The sequence below is a fragment of the Halorhabdus sp. SVX81 genome (genome assembly GCF_029207715.1).
In the GTDB taxonomy this organism is placed as follows: Archaea; Halobacteriota; Halobacteria; order Halobacteriales; family Haloarculaceae; genus Halorhabdus.
The window spans coordinates 1558293-1570939 of record NZ_CP104322.1 but is presented as its reverse complement, the minus strand read 5'-3'; the positions used below and the strand labels follow the sequence as shown (position 1 = coordinate 1570939).

Genomic DNA, 12647 nt, shown 5'->3' with positions numbered 1-12647 from the left:
TTCACTCACTCGCCGTCCAGAAACGCATCGAGCCCGTCCCGGAGGTTCTCGAACTCGGCTTCGAGGTTTTTCTTGAAGAACCGTTCGACGCCAGGGATCCGCCCCTCGACAGTGAAGGTGTTCGTGAGGCGCGTGCCCGTCTCCGTCGGCGTGAGTTCGTGTTCGCCGACGACCCGGACCGCTTTCGAGCGCCCGACGAACTTGACGAACTCCGGCTCTCGACGCTCGACGTCTTCGGTTTCGACAGTGATCGTCCGGTTGATGACAGGGATCGGCAGCGAGATGTGCCAGGTCGCAGACCGATCGCCGTCGACGCTGTAATCCTCGACGACGCTGATGTATTTGGCCCGTTGCTCCGGATCAGCGATAAACCGCCACACTTCCTCTGGCGTCGCTGACACTTCGATCACCTGCTCCAGACGGATCGACATACCGATCCCTGGGGCGGGATGCCAAAAAATCCGCCGTTAGCTTCGAGTGACTCGCCAGGTTGTCGAACGCGCTCGCCCCCACTTCTCGATGTCGACTTCGTCGGCCTTCTCGGCGAGATGTGGGAGCCGAACGCCGACCTGCTTGGCCGAGAGCCCGATGCTCTCGGCGATGTTCTTCGCGCGGAAGTAACTGTCACCGCTGGCGACCTGCGTGCGCAGGTACTCCAGGATGCGCCGTTCCTCCTCGCTCAACTCGACCATACTCTAAAGTACGGCTGTAGCGATAAAAGCCGTTTGTTCACGCGAAGGTGTGACGGGCGGCGACGGCCGCCGATCCGGCACCGACCGCGACGGCAAAACCCGTTGCGGCGACCAGATTATCGGCTGCGCCCAGAAGCATAACCAGCGCCCCGACGAGTGCGAGGACGCCGAAGAGAATCGTCAGCCCGAAGCCCTTCTCGGAGTCGATCGTGGCTGCCATAGTCCTCGATTCGCGTCCATCCCGTTTGTAAGTTTGCCTGGCGGAGAAGGTTCGAAACGCGCCGGACCGTCAAGACCTATAGGCATCGACCTGTTTCGCCAGTATATGCGTGACGTGATCGTGGTCGGGGCCGGACCTGCAGGCAGTCGCTATGCCCGCCAGGCTGCCAGTGATGGACACGATGTCCTGGTCTTCGAACAGGGCGAAATCGGCGAGCCACTGGCCTGTTCGGGCCACGTCAGTACGGACGTCCTGGAGTTCGTGCCGCCCGAGGACCGCGATCAGCTGCATCAAAACGAGATACACGGCGCGCGCTTTCATCTCGGCGGCCCGGACAGCCGTGCGTACCCGTTTTATAAGGATGCCGTCATTTCACACGTCATCGATCGCGTCGAACTGGACAAGGTGCTCGCCCGCGCTGCAAGCGAGGCTGGCGCGGAGGTCAGGGACGAACACACGGTCACCGACGTCGAGGAACGCGAGGACTGCATCGTCGTGACGGTTTCCGGCCCGGATGGCGTCGAAACCCATCGCGCTCGGATGGTTGCGGGCTGTGACGGCCCACAGTCCCGGGTTCGGGACGCCGTCTCTCTCCCGGACCCTGCCGAACTTCTCCACGGGGTCCTGGGATTCGACGCCGATTCCGACGACGGCGACTTCGTCGACGTCCACCTGACTGTCCCTCGGTTTTTCGCCTGGCGGATCCCCCGTGGCGACGCCGGCGTCGAGTACGGGCTTGCGGTGCCGCCGGGCGAAGCCGCAGGCGAGCGCTTTGAGACCTTTACCGATTCTTACGGCGTAAAGACGGATCGCCGGTGTTCCGGACTGATCCCGATCGGCTCGCCGGAGTCAGTCACGAGCGATCGGGCGTTTCTGCTCGGCGATGCGGCCGCCCAGACCAAACCGTTCACCGGCGGCGGGATCCGCTACGGGATGACGGCTGCCGATCACGCCGCACGTGAGATAGATCCAGCCGATCCCGCCACGCTGGCTGACTACGAACGCGCCTGGCGGCGGGATCTGGGCCGGGAAATCCGCCTCGGAACCTGGGTCCGTCGTGGCTACTCACTGCCGAGACCGATTCAGCGTGTCGGACTCGGACTTTTCGCCGGCGAAATCGGCGTTCACATGGACGAGCCATCCTCGCTGTTCTCGCGTGCCCAGTTGCGCGCACTCCTCTCACGTTGATCGGCCAGTCGACCCCTCAATGGGAACCGCCTATTGCAGTTGTTCCACGACACCTTCGACGTCCGCTCGGTCGAACGCGGGGATCGGTCCCGGGGTCGTCCGGGTCAATGTGGCTGCGGCGACGCCATAGGCGAGTGCTTCGTCCGGACGATCGCCGTCGAGAAGCCGCTGGACGAACGCCCCACTGAAGGCGTCGTGTTGCCCGGCGGCATCGACGGTCTCCGCCTCGACGCTCTCGGTTTCGTGGACGACGCTGTCGTCGATGACGAGTGCACCGTATTCGCCCCGCGTCATCGCGAGCATGTCGAGGTCCCACTCTGAAGCGATTCCATGGGCTATCTCGCGCGGGTCACCGGTCCGTCCGAAGACGGTCCGCAACTCGTCCTCTGTGGCGATCAAGACGTCGACGTGCTCCAGCAACGGCGTCAGCCCGTCGTTGGCCGCCTCCGGCGACCAGAGACGCGGCCGATAGTCGAGTTCGAAGACCGCCAGATCATCGCCGTTGCCACCGGCCCGGAGAACGGCTGAGATCGTCTCTGCTGCCGTCTCAGACAGTGCTGCCGTACTCCCGGATGCGAAGACGCCTTCGGCCGTCTCGACAGCGTCCATCGGAATGTCCGACGGCGTCATCGATTCGGCCGTTGCCCCCGCACGATCGTGAATGATCACGGGATCTCTCGGCGGGACACCCGGCTGTCGAAATTCGAGTCCGACACGCCCCTCATCAGTCCAGGAGACGTCAGTTTCGATGCCGTATTCCCTGAGTTCGCTGACGATGCGTTTGCCAAGTTGGGTCGCCGGCAGCTTCGACGCCCAGGTTGCGTCCGCATCCAGCGCGGCAGCCGCGATCGCCACGTTGCTTTCGGTCCCTGTCGCAGTCATCCGGGCCGTCTCACTGCCGACGAATCGGCGGTTTCCGGGCGGACTCAGTCTGAGTGGCGTTTCACCGACCGTGATGAGAGTAGACATAACGTAGTCATCCGAGGCATCATGCTTAATTGTTTTCAGACGGCGAGCACATTTTCCGACGGGACGGCCGGACGAAATTACGGGGCCGCCCCCGGCGGATACCCGAATCCAATCTCCCGTTCTGTCGTTCAATCCAGGCGCCTGGTCGTATGCCCGGGGTAGTCCCGCTCGAAGCGTTCGGCGAGTTCGTCGGCGTCGATCTCGACAATGACTGGGCGACCGTGTGGGCACGCATACGGGTTCTCACATGCATCGAGGCGGTCGACGAGGTCGACGATCGATCCCTCGGTCAACGACGTGTTGCCAGTGATCGACGGATAGCAGGCGAGATCAGCGAGGACCTCGTCCGCCGCCGCCTCGACGGTTGCCGCCGGATCACCGTCGGTGTCGACGAACGACGAGAGCACGTCCCGAAGCAGTTCGGGGTCGGCAGTCTCGGCAACCAGTGCGGGGACGGCCGTGACGGCGACAGTCCGATCGTCGATCCGTTCGGCGCTGAACCCGAGTCGCGCGAGCGCCGGCTCGAAATCCGCAAACAGGGCCGACTCTCGCGCGGTGAGATCGATTTCGACCGGTTCGGCAAGCGCCTGGGTCGTTGTTTCCCCAGTGAACGCTTCCCGGAGGCGCTCGTAGTTGATCCGCTCGTCGGCCGCGTGCTGATCGATCAACACAAGGCCAGTATCGGTCTCGGCAATCACGTACGTCCCGTGTAACTGGCCGAGAATTCGCATCGACGGGAGTGACTCGAACTCCCGATCGAGGGGCTGTTCGCCAGCCTGGAGACGGGTCTGTGCACCGCTGTTGATTGTTTTCGACACCTCTGTCGCGCCGTTCGGGAACGCCCCGGCTTCGGGAGATGAGGTCCGACCGGCTGATGTCGGTGGCCGGGTGTCCGCTGTCGGATCGCTCGTCTGTGCGCTTGTCGCGGTGTCACAATCGGATGCGTGTTCGGCAGTGTCGCTGCTACTGGGCGTTGTCCCCGTGGACGGGCGGCGATCCGTAGTCCGCTTCTCTCTTGATTCGTCTGCGCCTCCAGCCGAATCAGTCGACTGCCCGGGGGTCGACCGGGCCGGATCCTCCTCAGCAGGACTGGTCGCTGCGGGCTCGCTTTGGTCATCATTCACATCGTCGGGCGAACTGGTGGGGGTTGCCGACGCCGTGGGATCGATCTCAGTCTGCTCAGGGGCCGACTGCCCCCGGGGCGCGCTCGAGCGGACCAGTCCTTCCGCCAGCAGCGTTTCCTCGACGGCCGTCCGCACTTGCTCGCGAAGTCCCGCTTCGTCGGCGAACCGGACCTCCATCTTCCGGGGGTGAACGTTGACGTCGACCGTCTCCGCGGGCAGTGACAGATCAAGTACAGCGAAGGGATAGCGATCGGGAGCGAGCTGATTGCCGTAGGCTTCGACGATAGCGTTGCGTGCCGCGTTCGAGCGGACGTACCGACCGTTGACGAAGGTTGCGACGTACGCACGGTCCGCCCGATTGGTCTCGGGGTGGCTCACCAGTCCGTCGATGCCGTCGAGTGGTCCATCTGGCAATTCACCGGGGTCGACGTCGATCATCGCTTCAGCCACGTCGCGGCCGTAGACGGCCATGACCGTCTCGCGAAGCGAGTCCTGTCCCGTGGTGGCGAAGGTCTCCCTGCCGTCGTGTTCCAGCGCGACGGAGACGTCGGGGTTGGCCAGTGCGTAATTGGTCACGACCGTGTTGACGTGGTCGAATTCGGTCGCGTCCCGACTGAGATACTTCCGGCGGGCCGGGACATTATAAAAGAGGTCCTCGATCTCGACGGTCGTTCCCTCGGGACAGCCCGCGGCCCCAACGGCCGTCACGTCGCCACCCTCGACGCGGAGTCGGGTCCCGCGATCGCCACCGCGAGGGCGTGTCGTGATCGTCATTCGTGATACCGCACCGATCGCGTGCAGCGCCTCACCCCGGAATCCGAGTGTCCCCACACCGGATTCCAGATCACTGATGTCCTGGATCTTGCTCGTCGTGTGTTCACGGACCGCCGAACGCACGTCGTCTTCAGTCATGCCGACGCCGTCGTCGCTGACCCGGATCGATTCAGTCCCACCGGCTTCGACGGCGACTCGAAGCCGGGAAGCGTCGGCGTCGAGGCTGTTCTCGACCAGTTCCTTGACGACCGAGGCCGGGCGCTCGACCACCTCTCCCGCTGCGATACGCTCGATCGTCGTCCCATCGAGTTCCCGGATCTCGTCCATGTTCCTGGTCCGTCACCTGCCCGGAAAAACGTACGGTGCGCGGATTGCCGCTTCTCTAACAATTTTTAATGATCGTGTCGAAGGATATGTCAATGTCGACGAAAACATCCCAACTCCGGTGCTGTCCGGCATGTGGCAGCGACGACCGTGATCGCGTCCGAACCGACATCGTTCCCGGTGGCACCGACTGGCGCTACTTCGAGTGTCAGTCCTGTGGCCACGAATGGCGTGAGTGACTCACAGCGGCGTCTCGACGCTGCCCGAGAGACGGTCCCGCGACCGCTATCGTTTTGAGCGCGGCTTCCGTCCAGCCGTTTATGGCAGGTGTCGGTCGTCGCCTCGAACGGACTCTCCGAGTTTTCTTTGACGTCGAACTTCCGCCGACCCACAAGCGGTCACGCTTCATCGCACCGCTTCCCACCTGGCTCGAAGACATCGGCCTCCGGCTCGCGTGGCCGATTGCGATCGTCAACCTCGTCGGGACGGTCTTCGGGTTCTGGTATTATGCCGGACGGCCACTCAACGTCGAGCCGCCCATACTCGAGGGGCAACTTGGCGCTGCCCCCCTCTCGGCCTGGCCGCTGATCCCTGATAGCCCACTCGCAACCCTGCTCATCGCCCTCTCGCTGATCGCCTGGCGGCTGGATCTCCAGGCCAACTGGCTGCACGTGCTCGCCTTCTTTGGCTGTATCAAGCTGGGGTTCTGGACGCCGTTCGTGCAACTGTTCGTCAACGGTTCCGAGGGAATCGCCACCTGGCTGTACGTCTTTTTGATCACGAGCCACCTTGCGATGGCTGTTGAGGCATTCCTGATTCATCGCTACGCGCAGTTCACGCTGCCGGCGATCGCTATAGCCACCGCCTGGTACGGATTCAACGATCTGGTCGATTACTTCTGGCCGATACTGGACGGGCCCCATCACACCGTGCTTCGTGCTGAGCCGTACGTCGACGGCGCGTTCGACCATACTGTCGGTGCCCACGATCTGGCGGCCGCCGCCGCGGTCTTTCTCACGGTTGCAGCGATCGTGCTGGCGCTTGGGACGTATCGAGCCCAGACATAACGGGGACTGTTCTATCGAAGCGTGTAGATTCCCACGCAGCTACGTGAGCCTGTCCCGGATCGATGTGACTCCCCGCCGGATCGATCCTACAAATTCACGAATGGGGTTTGCCTCTTGACTTGTTGTCTCTGCGGTGGCTGTCTCTGCGCTGGCGGTGTTCCGGGCTGTCTGGTCGGACAGATTGCTAGCTTCTCTGTCGGCCTCCGGACTGTCGTTTTCCCCTCCGTGCCGTTGAATTTCCGTGAGGCGCTCTGCCGTCTCGGTCGCCATCTCTTCGACTTCTTCGAGCCGGTGTTCGAGTCGATCAACCGTCGCGATCGCCGAGTCCGCCCGTCGTTCGACGTCCTCGTTCACCGATTCAACGTTCGAAACGTAGCCATCGATCGATTGAACGGTCGATTCGAGGTCGGCGACCCGTGCATCGAGTGCGTCGAGTCTGGATTCGAGCTGTTCGATGTCCACCTTCGATATCGCATCCGCATTGAGCACTGTCCCATCGTGGTCTCCGTCGACGACGGTCCGCTCGATGGCTGCGAGCCGCTGTTCGAGGCTGTCGATATCAGTCACGGCTGTTCGTCCCCCCCACTGTCGGCTCTGAGCGGTTCCCCTCCCACTTCCTCGCTAACTGTCGTGTTAATTTTCATATATTCACCATGTCCCTGCTGGTCGTCGTCCCCTGTCCGTCCCTGATCTCTGCAGTTCGGTTGTCGTTCATGCGTCTATGAGCACGAGTGATGTCCCGTCGATCTCGATCCGACGAACGACGAGCTCGCCGTCGGTCCGCCGCCACTCGACACCGTTGGTGTCGATCCGCTTGCGCGTCCGCTCGGCTTTCGAGAGCAATGCCGTCGTGTTGAAGCTGTATTCCGCGATGACGGATTCCGGCCGCTGACCGTGAACGATTCTGTCGAATGACTCCCGCATAGTGGCGTTTTCGACTGCTTTCACTGGTGTGAGTGAGCCAAAGGCGACGGACTCACGGGTGGTGCCACCGTCGTTTCGCATTGCAACTCGCCGGGTATCGATCCTGATTTCGGCGGCGTCGTGTGAGTAGCTCGCTGCTGATTCCTGGGTTGACCCAGCCACTCGATCGATCGTATTGACGGCTTTCGTTGCGTCCGGCGGCGGCTGGGACGGCAATCCAAGCACGAACCCAACCAGCGTCACGCTCACGACGGCGACGCCGATCCAGACATACCACGCGTCGACTGGTGCTTCGAAGTCCATGTGATTTCATCCACCACCCAGGCCGAATCGAGCACACGACATGGCCTCCGGATCGACGACGCCCACTTCCGGATACGTCGGCGAGCACTCGGGGTTCTCACCGTCGGTATCACCGACACCGACGCCGGTCGGCGTGATGACGATAAGGACGGAGCGGCCAGTGAAGTTGATCGGTTCGACGCTGCCGAGTCTGCGTGACTCACCCGCGATGTCGGCGGTAACGGTCCGGTTCTCACGGACGTACGTCGTCGCGGTCGTCTCCGTTGGCGACCCGACGTTCGCTGTCACTTCGAAGCGTGCGTACTCGCCGGCGACGGTGACGTCCCAGGCGTTCATCGTCGCGTACCAGTGAGTGGGAACCGGCAGCAGCGGCAGCCCCGCTGCGATTCTGGCCGGTCGCTTCGCCTTTTTCGACCACGATCCGGCCCACTGCTCCATCTTGTCGCTCACCCGCTTGCTGGCCTTTTTCGCGACATCGCCGAGCCGTTTTTTGATAGCCTCCGACGCGACATCCCCGATCTTCGACTTGACCGTCTCCTCGATGATTTCGACGTTTTTGTTCTTCCCGACGTCAACTTCGATCGCACTGGCGTTCTCGATCGCCGGGCGAAGCGCTGATTCGACCAGCAGACGCCATTGTCCGTCATCGTACGACTCGGTGAATGCCGGATGGCGATAGGCGTCCGAATCGATGGTTTGCGTGACCGTTGTAACGATCCGTTCTGTGGCCGTGCCGTTGCCGATCGCGACCGCTCGTTGGGCCGTCGTGTCGTAGCTGTCCAGGGCCGTGTCTGTGCTCCGTTTGATCTTCGCGTGAGCAGTCCTGATCGTCTCGAGCAGCGACTCGCTATACTGGCTCGAACACGCGACTCTCCGGCCACGCGTATTCTCACCCACGACGCAGGCTGCGGCTTCTGTGGGATACAACTGGCGGACCGTGTCCTCAGCGACAGTTTCGCTAACCGTCTTGACCGACTCGCTGACGCTATCTTCGAAGGCGTCCAGGGACCGCTCGAAACTCCTGTTCGTGATCGGATTATCGCCGGCGGCTTCTGCGAGATTCCCGGCCATGAGTATATCCCCAGCCGTCTTGATGGGGACTGTCGCGTCCGGTCCCCCCAGGTTGATCGCGTTCAGCACGGCCCCGACAGTGCCGTCGACGATGTCGTCGAGCGGGGAATCGAATAGCTCCTCGTTTCGCATTGCAAGTGGTGTGAACGTGGTGTTTGCCTCGATCGCCGGGACATCCCGTTTGGTGAGATTTGCCGCGACGAGATAGGTCGGCGCGCCCGTGACCTCGTAGGAGATGGTCCCGGTCAGATTCGATGAATCGAGTGGGACTGGATCGGGTTCTTTGGCTGCGATTCCTGCCTGTAGAAAGGTCAGCGCTTTGTCCAGGCTCAAATCGACCGCTTCGAACTTGTCGTCGATTCCCTCAACTGCGCTTTCGTGGCCGTCCTCGACCGTTTCGAGTTCCGCAAGCAACGCCTGAAGATAGGCGTATCGCGCCTCGTAGATGGCTTTCTGGCCCACGCTATCGTAGGGTTTCGTTCTGTCGAGGTATTGCTCGCTCAGTGTTGTCTCTGTCTTTTCGATGAGGCGGGTGAACGGACTTTGCTCACCGCGTTTGAGCAAGTCCGTCCGTGAATACTCGTGTGTGATGGCCGCGGCGTCCCGCTGCATCTCGGCGAGATCGGAAGCGATCGCTGCAGCGAGTTTCGCGTCGAGAAACTTCTCGTGATCGAGTGTTACTCGTTTCTGGACGTTCAACTCGGCGTCGATCCCTGCAGTAACGTCCGCTACACTCTCGATCCGGTTCGGTACCGCTGATTCGACCCACGATGCGTGTGCGTGCGGGCTGATATCAGCACCGAGCAACGACGCTGTCACCTTTTTGCCCCCACCGGCGTAGTTCCTGAAATCACTCGGCAATCCGGCGATCCGACTCCCTCGATTGTACTTGTTCTCGCCGATCGGAACCGAGTGTATCGCGTCGATCTCGGCGGCCGGATTCGCATCGGCTTCCCCGAACGTCGTTGTGACCTCCAGCTCCATGGTATCAGTGGCTATCATCGGGTTCTCAGGCTCTGGATGACATTTTTTGTACTTCGTCACCCTCGCTTCGACAGTCGACGTCGCCTCGTAGTACTCTTCCTGTGGGGTAGCTTCTGCTATCGATTCGCCATCGACTGATATCCGATCGGTAACCGTGTACGTTCCATCTGCGTGGGCCGAGTTGTTGCACGTGGCGCTCCCGGAGAGGGCAAGCGGATCGACGACTGTGCTTCGAGTATGCGCCCGGCCATCGATCGTATAGATCCGGTCGATGGCACTGTCGATGGAATGCGTACTATCCGCGGATGCCATCCTGGCAAGGGGCACATAGGCAGTCTGGTTGACGCCGATGGTATCGGTCGCGTTCATCCCTGGCGCGTCCCCGAGGAGGTCACGAGTTCCCGGAGCTTCCGGTAGCTCACCGGTCACCTGATCGCCGAGCGCCAGTTCCGCCCCTGAACAAAGTGTGTCTGCAACACCTTTGCCGTCAGTCGGGACGCTGGCCGAGAGATCCGATCCGTTCGAACGATCGAAAACCAGTTCGTCACCGGTATAGGTGCTGTTCCGGTAGCTGACGTCGTTCGATCCCATGTATTCGTCGAACATCGCCCCGCCGTCTTTCAATGCCATACAGGTCCAGCCGAGTCTGTTGGCGTCCTGTAGCTCCGGGTCGGCCGCGCCGAAGACGTCTTTTTGGGTCCGGTAGACGGCGTCGTTTGCGGCGGGTTCGATGTGTCTGTTGGCGAGGACCTGAGCGATCGGTGCCTGGTAGTTCTGGGCGTATCCCCGTGCCCAGCCCAGTGCGTAGATCCGCGCGTTGAACCGCTGTGAAAACCCGCGTTCGGTCACGCCAGCATCGAGGGCACGTTCGAACCGTTCGACACGCTGATGTAGTTGCATGATCGGCGTTGCGATCGACACTGAGATCGCCGTCTCGCGGTCGTCGATCACCCGGCCCTCGGACCGAGCGGTGATTGTCACGTTCTCGATCGTTACTTCGAGAACGCCTTCGGCCGGCTCCCCAAGCGAGACTCGATCGATCGCTGCCCGGAGTGCAGCGGGACTCCCCACGTTCGGTACCGAGACATTCGTCCGGACGTCGCCAACCCGCTGTCCAGCACGTTCCAGCGACGATCGGACTTCGAGATAGATCATCGCCCGGAGATAGTTCCGGAACGTCCCGGATGCCAGGGACTCGTCGACCAGTTTGTCCGGTGACTCCCTGGCGGTGTCCGGGTCGCTCGCATTGAGGACCGCTCCCCACCTGGTATCGCTCGTCTCGGTCAACGGTTGGGACGCGGCGGTTTCGATCCCATGCTGTGCGCCGGTCCGGATCGCTGACTGGGTGACGCCCTCCGTCTGGGAGATGGCGACGCTCGCGTCGACGTTCGGAGTTACTGTCGATCGCGTCAGGGTGTGGCCAACGAACGTGACGCTCGTGAGCAATAGCAGGACGCCGATGATCGCGAACGGCACCCGTCCACGAGTATCGTTCCCCAGTTGTCTGTGGGGAGTCGCAGTTGCCTGTCGACGCGCCCTTGGACTGCTGGTGTTGTCTCTCACTGCCATGTTCTCACCGTAACACGCACTGCCCCGGTCGAGATGCGCTCGGCCGCGGTTGTTGCGTTCCCGAGCGGCCCGGCGGCCGGCCGGATGGAATCGTCGGGTTCGAGATAGGCTTCGAGCTGGGCCGCCAAGGCCCGGGTCAACGCCGCGTTTGCTTTCGTCGCGTTGGCAGTCCGCCGCGAAAGCGCGGGGGCGACGGTCGATTCGACGTCGTTTGTCTCAGTCTCCAGAACCTGTGCAAACCGCTGGTATCGATACGCCGTCAGGTCGCGGGCGACGCCGTTGCTTTCGAGTGCTCGCTGTGATCGTCGGGCCGGCAGATATCCCTCGACCAGCGACCGGGCGAGGGCGGTCGCGACGACGTCGAAATCGTCCGGATCGTCGACTCGATCGATTGTCTGCTCCCGGATCGACGGCATGTCGACCGGGACGGTGATGGTCGTGGCACTTACGTCGGCCTGTGGAGGTGGGCGCTGGCCAAACTCGGCCGTCCCGCGCAGTGGTCCACCGTCGAGTGGCTCCCAGACGGCGATCACCTGCGTGTCGAAACTCGATTCGACGAGGCGCGTCTGGAATGCTTCATCGACAGCGCGTTCGTATGCGGCGGCTTCCGTGGACAGTTCGACGGACCCATGATCGGCTTCCCCTCGAAGCCTTTCGAGATCGAATTCGAGATTCAACACGGCGGCTGCTGCAGCGTGAGCAACCATTGGCCGGTGTGCGAGCCGGCGGAGCTCTTCGTCGGTGTAGTCCGTCCCGTCGTGGGTCGCGCCCGGACGGTCGTATGCTTCGAGTGCCGCTCGGACATCGTAGGTGACGTTCATCGTCCCGGACGCGATCGTTTCGGCCGTGTACTCCGCCGTCATCGGGTCGTGGCCGGCTTCCTCGCGTTCGACGACCGTCACGAGAACGCCCATCGCAGCGACGACCAACAGGATCGCGAGCGTCACGTCAGCGACAGTACTGACCCCCCGGTCCGTCTCGATCACGACCAGACCACCACCGTGAGCGTCCCCGGCTGGACATCGCCCGGCGAGATTCGGACCGGGACTGAGCGGTTGTATCGCTCGGCGGCAGTCGGCGGGTCCGTCCGGATCACGTCACCCTGGGCGTCGAACGTCGCTGTCCCGGCTGTTTCGATCCGCCCCCCGTCGCCGACGTGCGTTACCGTGACTTTCACGGTCGCACCCTGCGGGACTGTTGAGGCTTCGATCAGGGTCGGTAGATCGTCGTCACTATCGTAGATGGCGTTCTCCCCGATCGCCTCCCAGACCCGCTCGGTCGTGACCTCACCGAGTGATCGGTCCTGACCGACCCCGTCGAAGAGCTCGCCATACAACCCGGTATACAGGGTGATCGCCGTACACACGAGTGCGACTGCCGCGAGTGCTGCCAGCGGTTCGGTCTGTCCGCGGGTCGGCGATTCGTCCTCTTGCATATG

13 protein-coding genes are annotated in these 12647 nt (G+C 62.5%); 3 read left to right on the top strand and 10 right to left on the bottom strand.

Going from position 1 to position 12647, the window contains the following annotated elements:
- Positions 1–5 precede the first annotated feature (5 nt).
- The 3 genes from SVXhr_RS07830 to SVXhr_RS07820 are packed head-to-tail and all read right to left on the bottom strand — an operon-like array spanning position 6 to position 912.
- Complete coding sequence (locus tag SVXhr_RS07830) at positions 6–431, bottom strand: SRPBCC family protein (RefSeq protein WP_275736660.1); 426 nt, start codon at positions 429–431, stop codon at positions 6–8.
- Positions 432–467: 36 nt separating this feature from the next.
- Positions 468–692, bottom strand: coding sequence for a hypothetical protein (locus tag SVXhr_RS07825; RefSeq protein ID WP_275736659.1), 225 nt, complete (start codon positions 690–692; stop codon positions 468–470).
- A gap of 37 nt (positions 693–729) precedes the next feature.
- Positions 730–912, bottom strand: coding sequence for a hypothetical protein (locus tag SVXhr_RS07820; RefSeq protein WP_275736658.1), 183 nt, complete (start codon positions 910–912; stop codon positions 730–732).
- A 105-nt stretch (positions 913–1017) separates the two neighbouring features.
- Between SVXhr_RS07820 and SVXhr_RS07815 the strand changes: the two genes are divergently transcribed.
- Positions 1018–2100 carry a geranylgeranyl reductase family protein gene (locus tag SVXhr_RS07815; RefSeq protein ID WP_275736657.1) on the top strand — a complete coding sequence of 361 codons (1083 nt, stop codon included), beginning with the start codon at positions 1018–1020 and terminating at the stop codon, positions 2098–2100.
- A gap of 30 nt (positions 2101–2130) precedes the next feature.
- Here SVXhr_RS07815 and SVXhr_RS07810 read toward each other — a convergent pair whose 3' ends face one another.
- Together SVXhr_RS07810 and mutL are read right to left on the bottom strand one after the other, a co-directional pair.
- On the bottom strand, positions 2131–3069 hold the full coding sequence (locus SVXhr_RS07810) for a sugar kinase (RefSeq protein WP_275736656.1): 939 nt from the start codon (positions 3067–3069) through the stop codon (positions 2131–2133).
- A 128-nt stretch (positions 3070–3197) separates the two neighbouring features.
- Complete coding sequence (gene mutL, locus SVXhr_RS07805) at positions 3198–5294, bottom strand: DNA mismatch repair endonuclease MutL (RefSeq protein WP_275736655.1); 2097 nt, start codon at positions 5292–5294, stop codon at positions 3198–3200.
- A 92-nt stretch (positions 5295–5386) separates the two neighbouring features.
- Here mutL and SVXhr_RS07800 point away from each other — a divergent pair, with 92 nt between their 5' ends.
- Together SVXhr_RS07800 and SVXhr_RS07795 are read left to right on the top strand one after the other, a co-directional pair.
- Positions 5387–5530 (top strand): hypothetical protein, encoded by a 144-nt coding sequence (locus SVXhr_RS07800; RefSeq protein WP_275736654.1) that lies wholly within the window; start codon positions 5387–5389, stop codon positions 5528–5530.
- 81 nt (positions 5531–5611) lie between these two features.
- On the top strand, positions 5612–6358 hold the full coding sequence (locus SVXhr_RS07795; RefSeq protein ID WP_275736653.1) for a DUF1405 domain-containing protein: 747 nt from the start codon (positions 5612–5614) through the stop codon (positions 6356–6358).
- Between the two features lie 39 nt (positions 6359–6397).
- Here SVXhr_RS07795 and SVXhr_RS07790 read toward each other — a convergent pair whose 3' ends face one another.
- The 5 genes from SVXhr_RS07790 to SVXhr_RS07770 form a co-directional block, all read right to left on the bottom strand.
- Complete coding sequence (locus SVXhr_RS07790; RefSeq protein ID WP_275736652.1) at positions 6398–6925, bottom strand: hypothetical protein; 528 nt, start codon at positions 6923–6925, stop codon at positions 6398–6400.
- Positions 6926–7069: 144 nt separating this feature from the next.
- Entirely contained in the window at positions 7070–7585 is a 516-nt protein-coding gene (locus tag SVXhr_RS07785; RefSeq protein ID WP_275736651.1) for a hypothetical protein, read from the bottom strand.
- Between the two features lie 6 nt (positions 7586–7591).
- Complete coding sequence (locus SVXhr_RS07780) at positions 7592–11116, bottom strand: hypothetical protein (RefSeq protein WP_275736650.1); 3525 nt, start codon at positions 11114–11116, stop codon at positions 7592–7594.
- Positions 11117–11199: 83 nt separating this feature from the next.
- The gene (locus SVXhr_RS07775; RefSeq protein WP_275736649.1) at positions 11200–12195 is read right to left on the bottom strand and encodes a hypothetical protein; all 996 of its coding nucleotides are present in this window, start codon (positions 12193–12195) and stop codon (positions 11200–11202) included.
- Entirely contained in the window at positions 12192–12644 is a 453-nt protein-coding gene (locus SVXhr_RS07770) for a hypothetical protein (RefSeq protein WP_275736648.1), read from the bottom strand. The genes SVXhr_RS07775 and SVXhr_RS07770 overlap by 4 nt, the downstream gene beginning before the upstream one ends.
- Between the last annotated feature and the right edge of the window lie 3 nt (positions 12645–12647).

Excerpts from the sequence above, each read along its gene's own strand:
- SVXhr_RS07830 (WP_275736660.1), bottom strand. The coding sequence starts at position 431 with ATGTCGATCCGTCTGGAGCAGGTGATCGAAGTGTCAGCGACGCCAGAG.
- SVXhr_RS07825 (WP_275736659.1), bottom strand. The coding sequence starts at position 692 with ATGGTCGAGTTGAGCGAGGAGGAACGGCGCATCCTGGAGTACCTGCGC.
- SVXhr_RS07820 (WP_275736658.1), bottom strand. The coding sequence starts at position 912 with ATGGCAGCCACGATCGACTCCGAGAAGGGCTTCGGGCTGACGATTCTC.
- SVXhr_RS07815 (WP_275736657.1), top strand. The coding sequence starts at position 1,018 with ATGCGTGACGTGATCGTGGTCGGGGCCGGACCTGCAGGCAGTCGCTAT.
- SVXhr_RS07810 (WP_275736656.1), bottom strand. The coding sequence starts at position 3,069 with ATGTCTACTCTCATCACGGTCGGTGAAACGCCACTCAGACTGAGTCCG.
- mutL (WP_275736655.1), bottom strand. The coding sequence starts at position 5,294 with ATGGACGAGATCCGGGAACTCGATGGGACGACGATCGAGCGTATCGCA.
- SVXhr_RS07800 (WP_275736654.1), top strand. The coding sequence starts at position 5,387 with ATGTCGACGAAAACATCCCAACTCCGGTGCTGTCCGGCATGTGGCAGC.
- SVXhr_RS07795 (WP_275736653.1), top strand. The coding sequence starts at position 5,612 with ATGGCAGGTGTCGGTCGTCGCCTCGAACGGACTCTCCGAGTTTTCTTT.
- SVXhr_RS07785 (WP_275736651.1), bottom strand. The coding sequence starts at position 7,585 with ATGGACTTCGAAGCACCAGTCGACGCGTGGTATGTCTGGATCGGCGTC.
- SVXhr_RS07770 (WP_275736648.1), bottom strand. The coding sequence starts at position 12,644 with ATGCAAGAGGACGAATCGCCGACCCGCGGACAGACCGAACCGCTGGCA.